This window comes from Moorena sp. SIO4A1, from assembly GCF_010672065.1.
Classification (GTDB): domain Bacteria; phylum Cyanobacteriota; class Cyanobacteriia; order Cyanobacteriales; family Coleofasciculaceae; genus Moorena.
Genome location: NZ_JAAHHX010000007.1, coordinates 198472 through 220038, shown reverse-complemented (window position 1 = coordinate 220038; position 21567 = coordinate 198472). Strand labels below are relative to the sequence as shown.

14 protein-coding genes and 1 pseudogene are annotated in these 21567 nt (G+C 44.1%); 6 read left to right on the top strand and 9 right to left on the bottom strand.

What is annotated here, in order from left to right; all coding sequences use genetic code 11:
• Positions 1-1546: 1546 nt before the first annotated feature.
• Positions 1547-2851, bottom strand: a complete 1305-nt coding sequence (locus F6K53_RS07545) for a glutamate-5-semialdehyde dehydrogenase (protein ID WP_293026637.1) — start codon at positions 2849-2851, stop codon at positions 1547-1549.
• A gap of 1305 nt (positions 2852-4156) precedes the next feature.
• Between F6K53_RS07545 and F6K53_RS07540 the strand changes: the two genes are divergently transcribed.
• Complete coding sequence (locus F6K53_RS07540) at positions 4157-4732, top strand: EF-hand domain-containing protein (protein ID WP_293068020.1); 576 nt, start codon at positions 4157-4159, stop codon at positions 4730-4732.
• 112 nt (positions 4733-4844) lie between these two features.
• Here F6K53_RS07540 and F6K53_RS07535 read toward each other — a convergent pair whose 3' ends face one another.
• Both F6K53_RS07535 and F6K53_RS07530 read right to left on the bottom strand, forming a co-directional pair.
• Complete coding sequence (locus F6K53_RS07535; RefSeq protein ID WP_293026645.1) at positions 4845-5240, bottom strand: nuclear transport factor 2 family protein; 396 nt, start codon at positions 5238-5240, stop codon at positions 4845-4847.
• Positions 5241-5331: 91 nt separating this feature from the next.
• Entirely contained in the window at positions 5332-6120 is a 789-nt protein-coding gene (locus tag F6K53_RS07530) for a hypothetical protein (protein ID WP_293026647.1), read from the bottom strand.
• Positions 6121-6394: 274 nt separating this feature from the next.
• On the opposite strand from F6K53_RS07530, the gene F6K53_RS07525 reads away from it, so the two are divergent.
• A complete protein-coding gene (locus F6K53_RS07525) occupies positions 6395-6964 on the top strand; it encodes an aldo/keto reductase (protein ID WP_364302583.1) in 570 nt (189 codons plus the stop codon).
• A gap of 240 nt (positions 6965-7204) precedes the next feature.
• A pseudogene (locus F6K53_RS07520) lies at positions 7205-7747 on the top strand (aldo/keto reductase); the annotation flags it as partial.
• Between the two features lie 45 nt (positions 7748-7792).
• On the opposite strand, the gene F6K53_RS07515 reads toward F6K53_RS07520, so the two are convergent.
• The 3 genes from F6K53_RS07515 to F6K53_RS07505 form a co-directional block, all read right to left on the bottom strand.
• Positions 7793-8344 carry an outer membrane beta-barrel protein gene (locus F6K53_RS07515; protein ID WP_293068015.1) on the bottom strand — a complete coding sequence of 184 codons (552 nt, stop codon included), beginning with the start codon at positions 8342-8344 and terminating at the stop codon, positions 7793-7795.
• A gap of 98 nt (positions 8345-8442) precedes the next feature.
• A complete protein-coding gene (locus F6K53_RS07510; protein WP_293026655.1) occupies positions 8443-8658 on the bottom strand; it encodes a hypothetical protein in 216 nt (71 codons plus the stop codon).
• 157 nt (positions 8659-8815) lie between these two features.
• Positions 8816-9259: an Hsp20/alpha crystallin family protein gene (locus tag F6K53_RS07505; protein WP_293068012.1), complete on the bottom strand. Its 444-nt coding sequence runs from the start codon at positions 9257-9259 to the stop codon at positions 8816-8818.
• Between the two features lie 477 nt (positions 9260-9736).
• Here F6K53_RS07505 and F6K53_RS07500 point away from each other — a divergent pair, with 477 nt between their 5' ends.
• Positions 9737-9925: a hypothetical protein gene (locus tag F6K53_RS07500; protein WP_293026661.1), complete on the top strand. Its 189-nt coding sequence runs from the start codon at positions 9737-9739 to the stop codon at positions 9923-9925.
• Positions 9926-10384: 459 nt separating this feature from the next.
• On the opposite strand, the gene F6K53_RS07495 is transcribed toward F6K53_RS07500, so the two are convergent.
• Positions 10385-10645, bottom strand: coding sequence for a hypothetical protein (locus F6K53_RS07495; protein ID WP_293068009.1), 261 nt, complete (start codon positions 10643-10645; stop codon positions 10385-10387).
• Between the two features lie 442 nt (positions 10646-11087).
• On the opposite strand from F6K53_RS07495, the gene F6K53_RS07490 reads away from it, so the two are divergent.
• Positions 11088-13454 (top strand): ATP-binding protein, encoded by a 2367-nt coding sequence (locus tag F6K53_RS07490; protein ID WP_293068006.1) that lies wholly within the window; start codon positions 11088-11090, stop codon positions 13452-13454.
• On the opposite strand, the gene F6K53_RS07485 is transcribed toward F6K53_RS07490, so the two are convergent.
• Positions 13417-15264 (bottom strand): peroxidase family protein, encoded by a 1848-nt coding sequence (locus tag F6K53_RS07485; RefSeq protein WP_293068003.1) that lies wholly within the window; start codon positions 15262-15264, stop codon positions 13417-13419. The genes F6K53_RS07490 and F6K53_RS07485 overlap by 38 nt on opposite strands.
• A gap of 2510 nt (positions 15265-17774) precedes the next feature.
• A complete protein-coding gene (locus F6K53_RS07480) occupies positions 17775-19598 on the bottom strand; it encodes a peroxidase family protein (protein WP_293067999.1) in 1824 nt (607 codons plus the stop codon).
• Between the two features lie 1272 nt (positions 19599-20870).
• On the opposite strand from F6K53_RS07480, the gene F6K53_RS07475 reads away from it, so the two are divergent.
• Positions 20871-21551, top strand: coding sequence for an N-acetylmannosamine-6-phosphate 2-epimerase (locus tag F6K53_RS07475; protein WP_293024966.1), 681 nt, complete (start codon positions 20871-20873; stop codon positions 21549-21551).
• Positions 21552-21567: the final 16 nt, after the last annotated feature.

The following is a 21567-nucleotide window of genomic DNA, read 5'->3' as shown; positions in this document are numbered from 1 at the left end:
ATTAAGAAATAGTAGATGCACCCTGACTCATCCCTCAGCTACCCGCTGGGGATTTTTTTTTGTTCAATTTTGTTTTAACTAATCTATCAGTTCTATTGGGCTTACCCATTTCTAATTTCTTCCGGATCGAGAGAGAGCAATCAAGGATTAAGAAATAGTAGATGCACCCTGACTCATCCCTCAGCTACCCGCTGGGGATTTTTTTTTGTTCAATTTTGTCTCAACTAATCTATCAGTTCTATTGGGCTTACCCATTTCTAATTTCTTCCGGATCTAGATAGAGCAATCAAGGATTAAAAAATAGTAGATGCACCCTGACTCATCCCTCAGCTACCCGCTGGGGATTTTTTTTTGTTCAATTTTGTCTCAACTAATCTATCAGTTCTATTTAGCTAGTGTGTTTCTAATTTCTTCCGGATCGAGAGAGAGCAATCAAGGATTAAGAAATAGTAGATGCACCCTGACTCATCCCTCAGCTACCCGCTGGGGATTTTTTTTTGTTCAATTTTGTTTTAACTAATCTATCAGTTCTATTGGGCTTACCCATTTCTAATTTCTTCCGGATCTAGATAGAGCAATCAAGGATTAAGAAATAGTAGATGCACCCTGACTAATCCCTCAGCTACCCGCTGGGGATTTTTTTTTGTTGAATTTTGTCTCAACTAATCTATCAGTTCTATTTGGCTTAGGCATTTCTAAATTGTTCCGGATCTAGAGATAGCAATCAAGGAATAAGAAATAGTAGATGCACCCTGACTCATCCCTCAGCTAGCCGCTGGGGATTTTTTTTGTTCAATTTTGTCTCAACTAATCTATCAGTTCTATTTGGCTTAGGCATTTCTAAATTGTTCCGGATCTAGAGAGAGCCATGAAGGATTAAGAAATAGTAGATGCACCCTGACTCATCCCTCAGCTACCCGCTGGGGATTTTTTTTGTTGAATTTTGTCTCAACCAATCTATCAGTTCTATTTGGCTTAGGCATTTCTAAATTGTTCCGGATCTAGAGAGAGCCATGAAGGAATAAGAAATAGTAGATGCACCCTGACTCATCCCTCAGCTACCCGCTGGGGATTTTTTTTTTTGAATTTTGTCTCAACCAATCTATCAGTTCTATTTGGCTTAGGCATTTCTAAATTGTTCCGGATCTAGAGAGAGCAATCAAGGAATAAGAAATAGTAGATGCACCCTGACTCCTTCCTCAGCTACCCGCTGGGGATTTTTTTTGTTTAATCTTGTTTCAAACAATCTATTAGTTCTATGTGGGATAGCCATCTTGCCTGTTTCCTTGGCGTAAGCATTTCTAAATTGTTCCGGATCTAGATAGACGAATCAAGGATTAAGAAATAGTAGATGCAACGTGACTAATTCCTCAGCTATCCGCTGAGGTTTTTTTAATAGACCTCTTGCAAAAGTCCAAAAATATCGCTCTTGAGCACTTACTAGGAGCGCCTGCCAGTATAATTATACTCAAAGCATTACTGGACAATACTTTCGGAATTTAAAACCTGTTAGTTTCCGTAAGCATTATAAATTTACCGAAGAATATTAGATATCCCGATGGGTAAAAGGCTTAGCATTCTCACCAACATAAGTAGCGGCAATGTGACCATTACCTGTAACCTTGTATTTGTAAGTCACCAATCCCTCTAAGCCCACTGGACCTCGGGGGGGCATTTGTTGAGTGCTAATTCCTACTTCTGCTCCAAAACCATAGCGGAAACCATCGGCAAAGCGAGTAGAACAGTTGTGGAAAACATTAGCTGCATCAACTTGATTTCCGAAGCTATCTGCTACCTCCTGGTCTTCAGTAACAATTGCATCCGTATGTCTGGAACCATAAGTATTGATATGGTTAATCGCTTCTTCCACAGAATCTACTACTTTGATAGAAAGAATTAAATCATTATATTCTGTAGACCAATCCTCATCGGTTGCTACAGAGATTGGGATAATCTCACGGCTAGCTTCATCCCCTCGCAATTCTACATTACCCTTTTTCAAAGCTTCTGCTGCTAGGGGCAAAAAACGAGGAGCAATTGCTGAATGCACCAGCAGGGTTTCAATCGCATTACAAACAGCTGGATATTGAGTTTTGGCATCAACGGTGATAGTTACCGCTTTCTCCAAGTCAGCTGCTGCATCAATATAGAGGTGGCAAATCCCATCAGCATGACCAAGTACTGGAATACGAGTATTCTCCTGCACAAACCGAACAAAAGCGTTCGACCCTCTGGGAATAATCAAATCCACATAGTTGTCTAGTTGTAACAGCTCTTTGATTTCTTCTCTAGTGGTTAACAACTGTACCGTTGCTGGGTCAACTGCTGTCGTAGATAATCCTTTATGAATTGCTTTGACTAGGGTTTCACAGGAGCGAATTGCTTCTTTACCGCCTTTGAGGATAACACCATTACCGGATTTAATCGCAAGAGAGGTAATTTGAATTAAGGCATCGGGACGAGCTTCAAAGATAACCCCTAAAACTCCTAAGGAACAAGTGACTCGTTTGAGGATTAGTCCTTGATCCAGTTCTCGATGAATTTGGACATTGCCCACAGGATCACCAAGGTTGCCCACATCTCGCACCCCCTGAATAGCCCCCTTGAGCTTTGTTTCGTTGAACTTCAGGCGATTATAAAGGGCTTTAGGAATGTTATCTGCCTCAGCCGCTTGGCAGTCTGCAGCATTCGCCGCTAGGATTTCCGGTGCTGCAGCTTCCAAGGCTTGGGCTATTGCCTCAATAGCTTCATTTTTAGCCTTTGTTGAGAGAACGGCTAAGTTCTGTGCAGCTTGACGGGTTTTTTGAGCGATCGCACTTAGGGGTATGGATGCAAGTGGTGTAGCTGTCATGGTTGTGATTTTGGAGGCAATACCAATACGTGATCAGAAGTGTAGCAAATTGACGCTCCCACAGGGTGCAGGCACTGCTATTGTCGGGGATTATTGCTTGCCCCAAACCCCCATCATCGGCTAAACCATCACTTATACATCAGGTTAACTATAAGGTTAACGTTGGGAAAACGCGATCGCATACAGCCGCTGTTGATAGTAGTAAATAGCTTACCCAATTCAGCCATCGATACCCCTTAGTTAGTCGAGCTGTGATCTAACAGCAAGACACTCAGGGGTTATTTTTTTGGAACTCAAAAGCGTTTCCCGGCTACATACTAGTTGCCTCACCTCTGACCAGCTCCCCTTACCCTGAAGTTATACCATTGGTTAACTATAAGGTTAACTTTGGGAAAACGCGATCGCATACAGCCGCTGTTGATAGTAGTAAATAGCTTACCCAATTCAGTCATCGATACCCCTTAGTTAGTCGAGCTGTGATCTAAGAGCAAGACAGGGGTATTTTTTTTGTGTAACAGCTCAAAAGCGTTTCCCGGCTACATACTAGTTGTCTGACCTGTTACCAGCTCGTCTTATCGTCAAGTTATACCATTGGTTAACTATAAGGTTAACGTTGGGTAAACGCGATCGCATACAGCCGCTGTGGATAGTAGTAAATAGCTTACGCAATTCAGCCATGGACACCCCTTAGTTGGTCGAGCTGTGATCTAACAGCAAGACACTCAGAGGGTATTTTTTTTGGAACAGCTCAAAGGCTTCTCCCAGCTAAATACTAGTTGTCTAAGGTCTGAGCAACTGGTCTTACCCTGAAGTTATACCATTGGTTAACGTTGGGAAAACCCGTACGCATACAGCCGCTGTGGATAGTAGTAAATAGCTTACGCAATTCAGTCATCGATACCCCTTAATTCCTCTGTCTGTGATCTAATAGCCAGACAGGGGTATTTTTTTGTCTAACAGCTCAAAAGCGTTTCCCCGCTACATACTATTTGTCTGAGGTCTGAGCAACTGGTCTTACCCTGAAGTTATACCATTGGTTAACTGTTTGGTTAACGTTGGGAAAACCCGTACGCATACAGCTGCTGTGGATAGTAGTAAATAGCTTACGCAATTCAGTCATCGATACCCCTTAGTTGGTCGAGCTGTGATCTAACAGCACGATACTCAGGGGTTATTTTTTTGGGAACAGTAATAGCTAATGGGACAGGAACATAACGGTTGCACGAAGTCGCGTACGATACTTAATTTTGTCACCAATGGATAGAAACTGATATCATACATTGGGATTTTATTATCGAATTAAAAATGACACCAGAAGACTTTTTGTCATCGAGTGCTTGGATTGTTCGGATGAAGACTTACTTCAAGCTTATGGATGTCAACGGAGATGGGGTTTTGTCGCTCTCGGACTACGAAACAATTGCGGATCGGTTTGTCAAACTTCAAGGTAATTCGTCGAATTACGAAGTAATCCGGACTCTGTTTCACGACCTATTTCAGTATATAATCGCTGGAGGGGGTGCGGTCGATGCCAACACCATGATCGGGGAAGAAGAGTTTATTACCAATGCCGCAAAGGCTGTCACGGTAATCGAATCGTCACTAGAAGTGGGTCGGCAAAAGAACGAAGTCTTTTTTGATCTCATCGACACCGATCATTCCGGTCAGATTTCCCGTGAAGAGTACCGGAAGTATTTGGCAATATACTCCGGTGAAGACCAGCCCGAAAGTGCTGACAAGGCTTTCAACAGTCTTGACACTGATGGTAATGGTTCCATCACCCGGGCCGAGTTCATAGAAGGTCATATGGGATACTGGTTTACACTTCCCAGGGACCAAACGGACGGTCCGCTTCCTTATGGATCGTTGATCGATGCATAGGTAAGCCTATTGCTGATCGCTCCTAAATCTAAGATGCTCTATAACTATTAGATTATTGTCGGTGCTGGTTCAGCAGCTTTTGTCCTTGCTAACCGCCAACACCACTTAGGAATTAGCCCTTAAGTTTAGCCATCATTTCTGCTTCATTCCAGTAGGACAAAACCTGTTGAATCTTACCGTCATCATTGATTTCAAAAACACTGATGCCTTCAGCAGTAGCCTCACGACCATTCTTAGCAGACACCTGCATCCTCCACTTTACCGCTGCTCCATTGCCAGCAATAAAAATTTGCTCTTGTGAGATGTCAAAGCTGTTAAAGAAGCTAGACAGTAGTCCAAAGAACTTCTCCGAGTCCTCAGAGACGTTGATTGGTGGCTTTCCCACTGGGTCATAAATCACTGCATCTTCAGCAAAAATCTCTACCCAGCCTCCTGGATTCATGGCCGCCATGTTAGCAAAATAGACATTGATGACTGATGCGATCGCTTCTGTTGACATAGTTTCCATCTAACTTAACCTTTCTATTATCTGTTAAATTCTGCCTTGAACGAATAATCCCAGCCAAAAGGCAAAAGGCAGATCACAGACTGATCACTAATCACGGCAATAACCATGCCAGAATACGTTTAGCAATTTTCTTAGGACCAGGCTTGGCCGAGAGCAAACCTGACAATAGCTGACGCAACATCCAAGGCGCAATCCTGATTAAACATGAACGTAGCAGCCATTGTACTATTACTAGAAGTAGACCACAGCTGACTATGCCCACTATAATAATCAACCATCTCCAGGGTTGAGCAAGTATTAGCTGTAATACACCAGGAATTACCAGCACTGCCACAATCACCAGGATTATCATCAGCGCTGATAGTCCCCAAGCCAGCTTAGGGAAGTTGGGTGATGGTTTCAGGCGTAGCTGAGCCAAGATTTGAGTGATCAGCCAGTAATGAGCGTCAGCAATTTGACAACAAAAGTCGGGATTCTCCAAACAGTCTCTCTTGATCTGGTGAACGATTTCTCCATCAAGGGCAATCACACTCCGCATCAGTGCCTGTGCCCGATCAACTGGTAGATAGTACGTAGAAAACGTCAATCCAGACTGGAGGCGGTTTTCCCAATCCAGCAGAGCTAAATGGCGTAAATCACTAAGCAACTCTCCGGAAATATCAAGGCCGTGACCAGTCTGTTGTGCTTGTTTAATTTTTGTAAGAATATCTTGATTTAAATCAAAGCGAATGCTATGAAACAGCACGCGGGAGCGTGTAATTTGTTCTTGCTCAATGTTGATGTATGAGTCTATATTCATACCTTGCCCCTGGTCAAGGGTTTGAGAGTGCTGTTGGGATTGACGCCACACAGGAGTAACCAGATTACACCACCACAGCACAATAAAGGTTTTCAGGCTCCCAAATCAAGCCTTCTTCAGCAGCAATTTCTTCCTAGCTTAGTTTTATTAATAGCTGAATGGGTCAGGGAGTCAGTGCTCAGTCTAGTTTATCGTTAATTTTTAAACTTAAGTTATAAACCGTCAACTTTCAACTTTCAACTTTTAACTTTCAACTTTCAACTTTCAACTTTCAACTTTCAACCAAGCTGATAGCTGACTGAGCCACGATAAACTGAAATAATATTAAGAAATGTTAAGAGCAGGAGTTTTTATCATGCAGACGATCAGGTTAGGTCAGAATGGTCCGATGGTCACAGCCTTGGGAATTGGGACGTGGTCATGGGGAGACAAGCTGTTTTGGAACTATGGCAGTGACTACGGCACTACTCAGGTAAAAGAAGCCTTCGAGGCAACCTTGGATGCTGGAATTAACTTTTTTGACACCGCTGAGGTGTATGGACTAGGAGAATCAGAATCCCTGATCGGACGGTTTATGAAGCAGGTGGGACGGAAAGCCCAGATTGCTACTAAGTATTTCCCCTTACCCTGGCGATTTAGCGCTCAGTCAGTTTCTGATGCGTTGAGCGACAGTTTGAAACGTCTGCAAGTCGAGCAAGTGGAACTGTACCAAGTACATATGCCTTTTAGTTTCTTGATCAGCCAACAGACGTTGATGAATGCTCTAGCTGTTGACATCCTCACCGCCTGCCGAAGTGCGGTGATTCCTAAACCTCACGATTTAGGTTTCTGCTTCATAGCACCAGCCCTCCGAGATTTACTCTCTTCAGGTCTTATGGTCGCTCCACAGACTATCCCCGCAAGCCCTGCGGTTCTTATGTGTTGAAATTCCAAACAAGAAAAATCTTGATGTACTTTGTTGATTCAGGGGTTGGACTTCCATTGCCCCGTCTTCTTTTCCCGGTCTACCGATTTTTCTGCGCCGCCAGGTTACTGGACTTCGCTCGTGTAGGCTGTCTGTTCGCGAAGCGTGACCTTTGGTCAATCCATCGTCTCGGGTGGGTCGTTGACCATTTCCATTCTAACATGTTTTGCCGTCCTAGAAGGACGGGGTTTCAAACCCAAAATTTCTGATGAAGTGAAGCGTGGTCGGATTGGAGCAGTTGGTGTCAGTAACTATTCCGCTAAGCAAATGGCAGAAGCTCACAGTTACTTGGCAGCCCGTGGCATACCCCTAGCGGTGAATCAGGTGCAATATTCTCTGTTGCATCGGAAAATTGAGAGCAACGGTATTCTTGATAAAGCGCGTCAGTTAGGTGTGACTATTCTGGCTTACAGTCCCTTAGCTCAAGGATTACTCACTGGCAAGTATACGGTAGAGAGCTATATCAAACCCACTGGAGCTAGGGCTATTGACCCCCGCTTTAGCAAAAGTGGTTTAGAAAAAATTGCCCCTGTGCTAAAGCTACTGAGTCAGTTAGGGGAAAAGTATGAGCGAAAACCAGCTCAAGTTGCCCTTAACTGGCTGATTGCTCAAGATGGAGTAATCCCGATTCCCGGTGCTAAGACCGCACAACAGGTGCAAGACAATGCAGGGGCTTTGGGTTGGGCTTTGAGTCAGGAGGATGTTACTCAGTTGGAACAAGTGACTCGTCTTTGGTTAAAATAAATGCCCAAGGGAAGCGCCCCTACCATTACGATTGAGCAATAGATTTTAGAAACGATAGCCTGCACCAAATTGCAATTTAACTGGGGAAGTATCGTTGTTTTCATCACTAAGGCTTAATCTGCCGCTGCCGTAGATTATGGTGTAGTCATTGACTGCTGCTTCTACACCAGCAGTCAATACGGCTGAATTTTGATTACCTAAAGGAGTGGTGATCTCCTGGTTGTTCACAAAGGTATAGCCTCCACCAACGTAAATGTTAGTATTGCTGGCAACCGGTACATCATAGGTAATTGTTGGTTCGATCGCACGACCTTTGCCAGAGAGAAACGCTGCACCACGCACTGAAATCGGTAAATTGGGCAGATCAATACGACCTTGATACATGCTACCAATCCTTTCATCGCTTGAGTTTGAGCCAATTCCCAGCAAATTCTCAAAGGGATTGAGGATATCATTACTGATTTTGCTGCCATCGTTACTAATTCCCACGTAGCTACCCTTTAATCCTTCAGGTTGAGCAGAGGCAGGGCTAGCAGATAGAACCATCGCAATCATTAAGATTAGGTAAGTTGCGGCAGATTTGAGTATGGGTTTCATAGGTTTCATGGTTATAATTAAAAAACCCCCCGCTTTGATTGCAGGGGGATGGCTATCAAGGTGCATCTACTATTTTTCTATTTCTCAGCCGAGTTGAGTTATCCGGATAAGTTACAGAAAAAGATCCGATTGACTCCAGTGATGGCGTTGCTGAATGATAGGATGATTTTGTCGCCACCCCATTGAGAACTGGTATAGGAAAGGGAACAGGGAACAGGGAACAGGGAACAGGGAGCAGGCAACAAAAATTCCCACAATGTCTTGATGCAATAGCGAGTGGGGGAAACCCCCAAGACCGCGCTGCATCGCTTCATTTAGGATTTCTATATATGTAAACAAAAAGCGATCGCTTGTTGAGATAGCGATCGCTTTTTGAGGTCACGATTTAGTCTAAACGCCAGTAGCTAACTAATTGTCCCAAGTCTAGTTAGCCAGCCACTGAGTTAACCAGCCACTGAGCTAACCAGGGAGTTAGTTCAAGTTAACCTTGACAACTTTGTTTTTTTCCTCTTCAGCTTTGGGCAAGGTCAGATTCAAGATACCGTCTTTGTACTCAGCCTGAACTTTGGTATTTTGAATCCGAACTGGTAAAGGAATTACCCGCTGGAATTTACCATAACGGAATTCAGAACGCTTGACGCCTTTTTCGTCAGTATTGGTTTCTTCTTTCCGTTCTCCACTGATAGCAACAACAGTATCTGTGACTTCTACATTCAATTCTTTGGCTTCCATTCCTGGAACTTCCAATTTCAGAGTGATAGCATCTTCCGTTTGGGTTAGTTCAGCAGCAGGAACATTTTTTAAATGACCAAACTCTCGCAAAGTAGTGGGCACAAAACTATGGTCAAATAGCTGGTCAAGTTCCCGTTGTAGGGTGTTGATGTCTTTCCAGGGGTTCCAACGAACTAGAGTCATAGCTCTTCCTCCAAGTTGTATTTTTTTAATTGATTTAGCCTTGTTTTTTTGCCTTTGATTATTATGGTAGTACTTCAAAATAGCAGTGACCATTCGGTTTTTATCACTAACTTTATAGGGATTGCCGTTATGAAAAACTGTTGGATAGGGAATAGGGAATAGGGAATAGGGAATAGGGAATAGGGAATAGGGAATAGGGAGCAGGGAGCAGGCAGCAGGGAGCAGGCAGCAGGCAGCAGGGAGCAGGGAGCAGGGAGCAGGCAGCAGGGAGCAGGCAGCAGGGAATAGTAAGAAAGAGATCCGAGGATTTTTTGGTGTGATCAGAAATCAGCTTTGGGTTTCATGAACTATTTAGAACTGCTATAGTAAACCTTGAGCTAAATTACGGTAAACTGAACACAATTGGGTTCGGTAAACTCGAATTCAGTGGTCAGCTTAAGCTATCAGCTATCAGGTAATATAATTAATTTAAGTCCAATGATGGAATCCACAGATTTTACCCATTCAGTCAGCTACCAAAAAGAATTGATTCTGAAATTACAGGAACTGCTGAAAAAAGAAATTGAAGGTAAAGCTCACTCTGACCGCATTGAAGAATTAGCTTCAGCGATTGAAAGTGCGACAGAGGCGCTCAACAACCTAACCCAGTATTTTAGAGAAAGTTGACCCGCACTTTTCTCGATTAGACTCTAAGCACTAGGTATGAAGCACTAGGTATTAGGCGTTGACTAGTAGCACCAGTTTGGTGTCCTTGGTTTGGATTTGGTTGTAGATTGCAAAGGGAATCAAGCACAGAACAGCTGTTGTTTATCATCGAGGTTTCTACTCGAACGTCAACAAAGAAATGAGATGGAGATTCCCTGATTGACTTTTTCCGGCTACCCAGGTCGAGTAGCCAGCACGTTTTCCAGTCTAAATTCTATCTAGGTGATCACACTATTGCTCTCGAATGCAAAAAAAATTCACGTTTTCTGTTCGCGTAGCGGCTCGTACCGAGCATCGCGTAGCGTGGCCCAAAGGCCAATCACGACAGGGGGATGGTGCCCTTTATCCATCAATTTTATGTTTACACTCCCAAACCGCTAGAGGTTTAATTCCCTCCGTGGAACGGGCATCTTGCCCGTTTCATTCATTACCGCTTTGATTTAATAAATATTCCCAAATCCGTCGTATTTCTTCTTGATTTTGGCGAATCTCTGCTTGACTTTGACGAATCTCCTCTTGATTTTGAATAATCTCCTCTTGACTTTGACGTTGATAGGTTGCCAAATCCGAAAACAATTTTAAGGTCTCATTCAGAGAAACTCGTAATTGAGTAATTTCTGCTTGATTTTGCTCGATGGTCTGAGAGTGACGATTAATGTATCGTGCTGCTGTCTCTAACAAGTTCTCTACTTGAGTTAATCTTTCTTATGGTGTCATGTTTGATGACTATTAATCTGATATATTCATCTATTCTATTCCATTTTTACTCCTTATTCTTGATGTCAACCCTTCATTAAATCTAGTGCGATCGCGTAGCGGCTCCAAAGGAGCATCGCAATTTAGTTTGGTGTGTTATTAACCTACCAAACCAATTACTTCTACCCTCTCCCTGCGCCCATTTACTACATTTATCACATTTACAACATTTACCACATTTACTACACTGCACGCAACGCTAAAATCTGGTAAAATAGGGGAATACTTATCAGCAGGTGGACAAAAATCAACTACTATCAAATAAGCTACTATCCACACCATTCAGGCAATTTAGCGGACCAGGCAGCAGGTGTTATCCTTAATTCCACCTACCAAATTATTTAGTAATCCAAAATTCCTCAGAATTTTGCCCTTGGCTGTGTTCGAGCGTCTGGATCAGCGATTAGACCAGATAAAGTCAACTTTGGGCGAAGAGGCAATACTCCTAAAGTCTGATCTGTTGTTGAATCAGAGGGTGATTAATCAGACTCAGAGCCAGAGATTTACCCTGATCGGATCAGAACAGTTCAGTTGTCTGCTGTGGGGGGAAGCCCAACCGGAGACCTTAACTGGGTATGAATCTCTGATGAGACTGTACCAAGTGGGATTAACTTTCGCTCCGGATGCGATCGCAAACTTTCTTACCCATCTCAAAGACTCCTACCTAACCTCACCATCAGAATTTGAAACCTCTCAGGATGTTCTCAACCTAATCAAGAGGGCTCAAGCCTCCCTCAAACCCAATAATCCAGCTATCCAGAGCGAATTTACCCTATCATTAATCGATATTCTGTGTGACTACAACACGGATAACTACAACACGGATAACTACAACACGGATAACTACAACACCGATGCTCCACCATTAGCAGAGCCAGATTATCCCTATGGGTCCATTTGTCAACCCGTAGCCGAAGCACTGCACCAGCAGGTTGAGCAGGAGCGATTGCTCAATCAGGTGACCAGTCAAATCCGTCAAAGCCAAGAGTTACCGCTGATCCTGACCACAGCAGTTGAACGGGTACGACACTTCCTAGAAGTAGACCGATTAGTAATCTATCAATTTGACTTCCCTTACACCTCTAGTCCCACAGCACTAGAGCCAGCACCTGCTGCCACTGAATTAGGCTGGGGTTGTATTACCTACGAAGCTAAAGTCTCCGATGCTATCCCATCAGTGCTGAATGTGATTGAGCAGGAGGAATGCTTAACCCATGTACCGAACTGTACACATAAATATCAGCGAGGGTCAACGGTTGCTGTTGATGATGTTGATCGAACCTATAATACCCATAATTGCTTACTTGACCTGTTGCACCGACATCAAGTACGAGCCAAGTTAGTAGCACCAATTATTGTCCAAAACAACCTGTGGGGCCTACTAATTGCCCATCAGTGTTTCGAGCCAAGGCGATGGCAGGACAGTGAAAAAAACTTTCTCCAGGCAATTGCAGAACACCTAGCCGTTGCCATCTATCAAGCTAAGTTATACGCCCAAGTGCAGCACCAAAACAACACCCTTGAACAACGGGTAATTGAGCGCACCCAAGCACTCCGGGATGCTTTGCAAGCTGCTCAAGCAGCCAATCTTGCTAAGAGTGAGTTTCTAGCTACCATGAGTCATGAATTGCGCACCCCTCTAACCTGCGTAATTGGGATGGCAGCTACACTCTTGCGCTGGTGTTTTGGTCAGGACAGTTCCCACAGATTACCTGTGGACAAGCAACAGCGCTATTTAAAAACTATCCAGGACAATGGGCAACACCTGCTAGAACTGATCAACGATATTCTGGATTTGTCTCAGGTTGAAGCAGGAAAGTTAGTCCTGACTATCAGCAAATTTTCCTTAAGTAAGCTAGCCAATCAGGTATTGAGTAGCCTAAACGAACAAGCCTACCAACAGCAGGTGACTCTACAGCTAGATTGGCGAGTGCCACCAGAAAGGGACTGTTTTTCTGCAGACCAACGGCGGGTTAAACAGATTTTGTTTAACCTTTTAAGCAATGGGATTAAATTTACCCCAGAGGGGGGTAAAGTAATCCTACGGGTCTGGCCAGAAAATCAGTTAGTAGTGTTTCAAGTGGAAGATACAGGCATTGGTATTGCCCAAGACCAGTTACCATTACTGTTTCAAAAGTTTCAGCAGCTAGAAACGCCCTACCGTCGCAAGTATGAAGGAACTGGCTTGGGGTTAGCCTTAACCAAACAGCTGATCGAACTCCATAGGGGCAAAATTGAGGTGGAATCGGTAGTGGGAGAGGGGTCTTGTTTTACAGTTTGGTTGCCCACTCAACCCATGGTACCAGCGACTTCAGGAAAAGCTATGCCTAAGTCCAACCTAACTCTCAAAGCTCAAGGCACTGTGGCCTTAGTGGAAAACCAAGAAGAGATGGCTACCCTAATTTGCGAAATTTTGACCGCAGCAGGCTATAAAGTAATTTGGTTGATTGATGGTTCCACTGCCATCAAACAAATTGCATTGCTTAAGCCCCAGACGATCATTATTGATTGGCAGTTACCGACTAGGGAGGGTTACGAAATGACTCAATGGCTGCGTCAATCCTCCACAACCGGTGGGGTAAAAATTCTGGCTTTAACGATTCCGAGCCTGCCAAAAGTAGAGCAACAAGAAATGATGGAGGTAGTGGATGATTACTTATATAAACCGATCGAACCCATGGATTTATTGTACAGGGTTATGGCTTTGGTGGAAAGTTATAGCGCTGCGCTATAGCTGCTAAACCAAGGAGTGTAACTAAACCAAGGATGCTGCTAGGTTCCGGCACGTCTTCTGGGACAACGAAAGCATTATCTTGGATCTTGCTAATGCTTGAGTTTCGGCGAATAATGTCCGAGAGGCGAGTGCTTTCTAGATCTGGAGCCAAGGCCAGCAGATGATCGAGATCGTTGAGGAAAAAGAACCGGTCACCATCCCGTGCCCGCCTGAACTGGTCTGAGATCACTGTATTGAATAGTTCACCGAGCAATCCACCGTTGAAGGAGTCCTCAGATATTCCTCCAATCCACCAATCCACATCGTCTACAGACTGGTAGATTTTTTCAAATAGAGCTGCTATTTCTGGGTCAGAAGTAATGCCAAGTTCGCTGTCGGTGGTCAAGAAGCCAGTGACCGGAGCCAAACCGAGTTCCACACGAGCCTGATTGTAGCCGGGAAGGCCAACTTCCCTTCCCCGGGCAATATTGAGTGAAGCGAGGTCAAAGCCTTGACCGATACCATTCGGGATAAGGAAGTCCCGCACCCCGTCCACTATCTGATTGTCAACCTCTTCAGCGACCTGGGACGCTAAACCCAAAAACAGTGAATCGACGCCGTTATCAATCACTTCTTGGGGATTGAAGAAGGCATCAGCAAGGGAGATACTTCCGACGGAATCGCCGTTATTGTTAATGCGCTGAAGCTCTTCGGAGAGAAGAGTGTGGCCAACACGGAAGTTAGCATTGGTAAATTCCTGACTGACACTTGGGTCAACTGTAGGATCGTAGCCAGAGTAATCGTCCAAAAGGCTATCGCCAATGAATAGCGGTAGGAATTCATTGTATGTGATTACCTGAATCTGAGCGCCAACGACCTTACGAGCTGATTCGTAGATAAAGTCACCTTTATCAAGTCCTGACTCTTTTAACTTCTCCAAAATCACCGGGTCGCCAGCGTCAATTTTTTCAGCAAGTTCTTCAGCCAGACGATTGTGCTCTCGCACCATCAAGGTGTGAGCTGCAGTTAAGCCAATTTGTTCGTTGGTACGAATATCCCCAGCGATGAACAACTCTTCTGGTGGTAATGCTCCAGACCGGTTAGTGTTACTATTAGGCAATCCGGCAGTGTTGAAAGGTAGTAGCTCTTCACCATTGATAATCTGGCTCTTGAGCTTTCCAGTACCGTCATTAGTACGTAGAAATTCCGCCCGCACTTGATCAGATCCGTAGACCTGTGAACCATCAATAAAAGAAGTCAGTTCGTTGATGTGTTCGCGCGGATTGCCAGGGCCAGTGCCAGTGCCTTCAGCGGCAGGAACCCTGACAAAGGGTATAAAACCAGAAGATCCGGCCAGTGGATCTGGCTGACCAGTAGCAATGTCAATCGGGTTAATCGGGATGGGGATGAAATCCTCTGGTGGGCTATTTGGCCCTGGCTCATTCAGACCTAAGTCGTGATCAATCAACTGCCCCCACTGCCAGATCCAGTCGCTGGCCCGGAGGAAATTAGGCACGGATTTACTCTGGCGCACAATCGTATTGCTAATGTCACGGGGGTTAGGCAGAACATTGCCAGTCGGACCGGTTATTCTTGGTGCGTTGAAGCCATCTTCGTACTCAGGACTCAGGAGCCGAAGTAGTTCTGTTTCGGCTTCACCCAATGTCGGATCATTTAGGTTGTTACCAAATCCGTTAATGGTACGAAATTCTCCTGCTGCAGCAGGCACAGACATGGTAAATCCTAGGGCAGCGAAAGTGGTTACTGCTAGACCAAGCTGACGAGGCTTGAGATTTCTAACCACTTTTAAGTTAGATAAATGATTTTTCATAAGGTTAGTACTTAGGTTAAGATTGCATCCCAACCGCTAATGTGGTAGATGCAGTAAGAGACTCTGTAAGCATTCAGCAGCTAAGGCACTAGATGCTGAATCCTGAGTGCTAATAGCTGATTTCTAAGTCTCTATATACTTATCGGGCGAAGCCGCAACAATTATGAAAGAAACTTTCAATACGAGTAACGATTCAGCGGTCAGCCATGAGTGCTCAGCCATCAGCGGTCAGCTTATTTTATTCAAAGGTGCACTTTCCGTATTAAGAATTAAATTCGCCACGGGTCGCACCTAAAAGCACCAATTGCCCTACGCGCACGCTGCGCGAACAGTAGTGTGGCACAGGCTTCGACCCATCGGATCTAACCCATAAGCTAATAGCTAATAGCTGATAGCTGAATGCTTACAATACTCTATCTCTTCTAAGAAGGTGTTTTAAAAGTAGCTACATGGTTTGGTAAATGCGGGTAGTTTACTTTAGTTATCCCCAATATTAAATGGTTTTACTTTACGAGTTTTTATATAAATAAAAACTTGAAGTAATTCCCTCATTTCGCGCCAGTAAATAATTTTCCAAACGTGCTATAAGAAAGATTACGTATTTCTACGTATTTCTTTTAGCTACAGAAATTATTGATTCCGTAATTACCCCATATTCAAGATCAAAGATTACTGCTATGTCCTCCTACATTAAAGATATCTGAAATACAGTTATCTGCGACCAAAAAATAAAAAAACTTTATAGAAACTTTAATTATTTAATGAAAAAATGTCAGGATAAACACGGCAAAACAATCAAGATCTTGTTAAACTAATAAGTCTTGATGCAAGCATTCAGTAGCTAAGGCACTAGCGGCTGAATGCTTAGTGCCAATAGCTGATTTCTGAGTATCTATAAACTTATCGGGGGAACTACCAAGGATTATGCAGGAAATTTTCAATACCAGTAAGCTGTCAGCTGTCAGTGGTCAGCTTATTTTATTCAAAAGTACTGTGGCTCAGGCTTCCAGCCTGTGACTTAACCTCAGCTTATTTTATTCAAAAGTACTGTGGCTCAGGCTTCGAGGCATCGAACCTAACCCATAAGCTAATAGCTAATAGCTGAATGCTTACGTCTTGATTGTAGATAATTATAGCTTTTTCCACTCTAATGAGGGACACAGGATTTTTTTCCTGTGCCCTGTGCCCTGTTGCGGTGCTCCGGTGCTCCGGTGCTCCCTTCCCCCCCAGGGTAAGCGCAAGAAAAAAAGGCCCATAATGTGCATTGGGTGGATATCGGTTGATCGTGGCTCGAAACCCCTATAATCTCGTAGAACTGTACTCGCAATAGAATTAATTTGTTGAGAATGGCGCGGTTTTTTTATCAATAAGCCTAGGCTTATTGATTCTTGCGCTTACCCTGCCTTCCCCCCTTACTAAACAGGGCTGTTTCAAAATCTTATAAGTTAACACTGATAACAGTCATGATATAATCATTGCTCATAAGAGCCTGTTTGCTTTTAAGGTGTTGACTGCTATTGAAGGTTTTCTCCTGATTAAGAGCATTAAGTGCTATCCGCCCGCTCCTTGTAGAGCAAAATTCCGAGGACTATGAAAGGAAAGGATCTGACATTGATCTTCATTCCAAATAGTATCTAAACTCCAATGGAGTTGATCCTCAATACCCCAATGTTGACGAATAGCACAACAAAGAACTTACTAATCCCCTAACATAGAAGTTAGATAAAATTGAACTTCACGAGTCGTTTTATTCCAAAGATGGCAGACTATGCGCTATATTAAAGATAGTTTAAGGCTTTGATGCCAATTATCTCAGGGAAGATCAACTTCCAAGTTGACCCTACGAATGATGTTATGGAAGCTCAAACCCTTATAACTACCTCTATGGTCGTGCTCAAAACACCATCTATCTTTTTGTAACTGATAGGCTGGAACTATTACCCGGTAAGGATTGTAGCTTGAATTTTACCCCCCTTGATTGACTTCGATGGATTATTATAAAATACACTATAGTTTGTGTCAAGTACATTTTATACCAAATTAGATGAGCTTACCCTGGGGGGATACAGGGCAAACCCATCTAAATTCCAAAACCCTTATCCAGTAAGGATTTTACCAACTGATTAAAAACAGCACTCGATATCTGAAATCCTTGCCCCGCCAGCATGTACAAAAATAAGATGCGTTTGCCCTGTGGGGGGATAGGGAGATGACGGGGTGACAAATAGCATTGAGCGCCTTACTGAGTGTGGGGTGTGGGGTATAGGGTGTTGGTAAACATCAGGAGCTTGAAACGTTGGTAGCGATCCAGTGGCCTGACGGGGGTTTTCCCCACTCGCGCTTTGCATCAAGAAGGCACGGTTTAATCAGGTTGCGGAAGGAACGTTTTTGCTCGGGTAACTCGGAATTCCCTTCTATTTTCCCCACTCCCCACCCCCTAGACCCCACACTCACCTTTTTGTTAAAAACCTACCCTGATCAGACCCCTCTGTTTTCCTATTCCCTATTCCCTATTTCCTATTTCCTGAGCGCTGCCCTATAGCTGCTAAACCTAGGAGTGTAACTAAGCCAATGATCGTGCTAGGTTCGGGCACGTCTTCTGGGACAACGAAAGCATTAGCCTGGATGTTGGTAATCGTTGAGTTTCGGCGAATAATGTCCGAGAGGCGAGTGCTTTCTAGATCTGGAGCCAAGGCCAGCAGATGCTCAAGATCGTTGAGGAAAAAGAACCGGTCACCATCCCGTGCCCGCCTGAACTGGTCTGAGATGACCGTATTGAATAGTTCACCGACCAAGCCACCGTTGAAGGAGTCCTCAGATATTCCTCCAATCCAGAAATCCACATCCTCTACAGACTCGTAGATTTTTTCAAATAGAGCTGCTACTTCTGGGTTAGAAGTAATGCCAAGTTCGGTATCGGTGGTCAAGAAGGCAGTGACCGGATCCAGACCGAGTTCCACACGAGCCTGATTGTAGCCGGGAAGGCCAACTTCCCTTGCCCGCGCAATATTGATTGAAGCAAGGTCAAAGCCACCGGTGGCAATCGGGGCAAGGAAGTTCCGCACCTCGTCCACTATCTGATTGTCAACCTCTTGAGCCACCTGGGAAGCTAAACCTAAAAACAGTGAATCGACGCCATTATCAATCACTTCTTGGGGATTGAAGAAGGCATCGGCAAGGGAGATACTTCCGAGGGAAGTGCCGTTATTGTTAATGCGCTGAAGCTCTGGGGAGAGAAGAGTGTGGCCAACGCGGAAGTTAGCATTGGCAAATTCCACACTGATACGTGGGTCAACTGTGGGATCGTAGCCAGAGTAATCCTCCAAAAGGCTATCCCCCATGAGCAGCGGTAGGAATTCATTGTATGTGATTACCTGAATCTGAGCACCAACGACCTTACGGACTGATTCGTAGATAAAGTCGCCTTGATCAAGTCCTGACTGATGTAACTTCTCCAAAATGACCGGGTCGCCAGCGTCAATTTTTTCAGCAAGTTCTTCAGCCAGACGATTGTGCTCCCGTACGAACAAAGTGTGAGCTGCGGTTAAGCCAATTTGTTCGTTGGCACGAACATCGCCAGCGATGAACAACTCTTCTCCTGATATAGGAGGGGTAGTGTTGGCATTAGGAAATCCGCCAGTGTTGAAAGGCAGTAGCTCTTGGCCATTGATACTCTGGCTCTTGAGCTTTCCACTACCGTCATTAGTACGCAAAAATTCCGCCCGCACTGAATCAGATCCGTAGACCTGTGAACCATCAATAAAAGAAGTTAGCTGGTTGATCTGCTGGCGCGGATTGCCAGGTCCAGTGCCAGTGCCTGGAGCTGCAGGAACCCTGATCAAGGGTATCAATGGCGCGAGTGGATCCGGAAGACCAGTAGCAATGTCAATAGGGTTAATTGGGATGGGGGTGAAATCTTCTGGTGAGCGATCTAAGCCTCCCTCATTCAAATCCAAGTCGTGATCTATGAACTGCCCCCACTGCCAGATCCAGTCACTGGCGTTCAGGAAATTAGGTACTAATTCCTTCTGGGGCACAATCGTATTACTAATGTCACGGGGGTTAGGCAGAAGATTGCCGGTGCTACCGGTTATTCTTGGTGCATTGAAGCCATCCTCGTAAGCAGGAGTTAGAAGGCGAAGCAGTTCTGTTTCCGCTTGACCCAATGTGGCATCATTTAGGTTGTTACCAAATCCGTTAATGGTGCGAAATTCTCCTGCTGCAGCAGGCACAGACATGGTAAATCCTAGGGCAGCGAAAGTGGTTACTGCTAGACCAAGCTGACGAGGCTTGAGATTTCTAACCACTTTTAAGTTAGATAAATGATTTTTCATAAGGTTAGTACTTAGGTTAAGATTGCATCCCAACCGCTAATGTGGTAGATGCAGTAAAATACTCTATCTGTTCTAAGAAGGTGTTTGAAAAGTAGCTACATGGTTTGGTAAATGCGGGTAGTTTACTTTAGTTATCCCCAAGATTCAGAGGTTTTCGTCTAAAGTAATTCCTCAAGTAATTCCCTCATTTATCGCCAGTAAATAATTTTTAAAACGGGCTATAAGAGCGATTAATTATTTATTTTAGCTACATATTTTTTCCGTAACTTCCCCATAGTCAAGATTAAAAATTACTGCTAATTGCCGCTAATTTTAAGATAGCTGGATTTCGTATATCTACCGCAAAAAAAAAAAATTTTTACAGAATCTTTAATTCTTTAATTAAAGATTATCTGGATAGATACGCACGTAAGCATTCAGCTATCAGCCGTCAGCCGTCAGCTTATTTTATTCACAAGCACCATTAGTAGCCTAAGCTATGGGCATAAACTGTTCGGTGTAGCGTGGCCACAGACCTTTAGCTGTTCGGTGTAGCGTGGGCGTAGCCCATTAGCTGATACGCGACACGCTGATAGCTGACGGCTGAATGCTTACAGACGCACAATAAATCAATATCTTGTCAAGCCAATAAATCTTGATTGTAGATAAATATAGTGTAAGGATTTAGGTATAGGGGTTGACAAAAGCATAAAATTTAAAGTAGCCATTGATGAGTAAAGCCACTCTACGTCTTTTGGCTGAGGAATCGCGCCAGTTTATCAACGAAAAACTGGTGGAAATTCTGCTTGGGCAACAAAGCTTGATTAATCAGCTATAACTGGAAATATAAAGACTGAAATTCAGCATAAAATTAGACTCAATGACATGATAATTACCCTTAAAATGACCTGATTTTAAAAAGCGATAAAGTCAAAACAAAACACATACAACTACCAAGCAGATCTCCGTAAGAGTCCGTGGCGCTGGTAGATGGAGAGATGGGTAAATAGGGAGATCGGGAGATGGTAATATTTTTATTAAGGGTAATTATCTGGAGGTAATATAATACAATAAACCCAGTGCTTAAACCAATTACTATATAACGGTTATTAGATTTATGAGCTACACATAATTTTTCCCCGATTCCCGATTCCCGATTCCCGATTCCCGATTCCCGATTCCCGATTCCCGATTCCCGATTCCCTAAAATCCAAAACTTCTGTAGCTTACCTATTTTATAAATGCTGTGAAACCTCTATATATCGATCATCACTTACTGTAACCACCAACAACATGGCAGCTAATTATCTCAATTCAATTCGTCATAGTCTAATTGTTTCTTGTCAGGCACCCCGTGACTCACCCCTGCACCACCCCCTAGTGATTGCCGCTATGGCACAAGCTTCGATAAATCAGGGGGCATCGGGTGTGCGTATTGATACACCTGACCATGTGGCAGCTGTCCGTAGTCAATGTCCCACTGCTCCAATTATTGGCTTGTGGAAGCAACAGTTACCGGAGTCTGAGGTTTATATTACTCCCCAGTTTCACCATGCTAAAGCGATCGCATCCGCTGGTGCTGATATTATTGCCATTGATGCCACATTACGGGAACGTCCTGGAGGGGAAACAGTTCAAGATTTAATTAAGCAGATTCACGATACACTGGGTAAACCGGTGATGGCAGATGTGGATACCCTTGAGAGTGCGATCGCAGCACAAGCCGCCGGTGTGGATTTAGTTGGTACCACCCTCTATGGTTACACTGCTCAAACCAGCCATCTCTCTCCTCCCGGCTTTGGCCTACTCAGCCAGTTGGTGAAGCATTTAGATATCCCAGCCATTTGCGAAGGAGGTATTGCCACCCCCAAGATGGCTCAAACTGCTCTAGAATTGGGAGCCTATGCGGTTGTTGTCGGCACTGCCATTACTGGCATTGATTTGCAAGTTAAGGCTTTTGTCGAGTTATTATAAGTAGGATTAACTGTCC

Excerpts from the sequence above, each read along its gene's own strand:
- F6K53_RS07475 (WP_293024966.1), top strand. The coding sequence starts at position 20,871 with ATGGCAGCTAATTATCTCAATTCAATTCGTCATAGTCTAATTGTTTCT.
- F6K53_RS07535 (WP_293026645.1), bottom strand. The coding sequence starts at position 5,240 with ATGGAAACTATGTCAACAGAAGCGATCGCATCAGTCATCAATGTCTAT.
- F6K53_RS07525 (WP_364302583.1), top strand. The coding sequence starts at position 6,395 with ATGCAGACGATCAGGTTAGGTCAGAATGGTCCGATGGTCACAGCCTTG.
- F6K53_RS07510 (WP_293026655.1), bottom strand. The coding sequence starts at position 8,658 with ATGAAGCGATGCAGCGCGGTCTTGGGGGTTTCCCCCACTCGCTATTGC.
- F6K53_RS07540 (WP_293068020.1), top strand. The coding sequence starts at position 4,157 with ATGACACCAGAAGACTTTTTGTCATCGAGTGCTTGGATTGTTCGGATG.
- F6K53_RS07480 (WP_293067999.1), bottom strand. The coding sequence starts at position 19,598 with ATGAAAAATCATTTATCTAACTTAAAAGTGGTTAGAAATCTCAAGCCT.
- F6K53_RS07505 (WP_293068012.1), bottom strand. The coding sequence starts at position 9,259 with ATGACTCTAGTTCGTTGGAACCCCTGGAAAGACATCAACACCCTACAA.
- F6K53_RS07515 (WP_293068015.1), bottom strand. The coding sequence starts at position 8,344 with ATGAAACCCATACTCAAATCTGCCGCAACTTACCTAATCTTAATGATT.
- F6K53_RS07545 (WP_293026637.1), bottom strand. The coding sequence starts at position 2,851 with ATGACAGCTACACCACTTGCATCCATACCCCTAAGTGCGATCGCTCAA.
- F6K53_RS07500 (WP_293026661.1), top strand. The coding sequence starts at position 9,737 with ATGATGGAATCCACAGATTTTACCCATTCAGTCAGCTACCAAAAAGAA.
- F6K53_RS07485 (WP_293068003.1), bottom strand. The coding sequence starts at position 15,264 with ATGAAAAATCATTTATCTAACTTAAAAGTGGTTAGAAATCTCAAGCCT.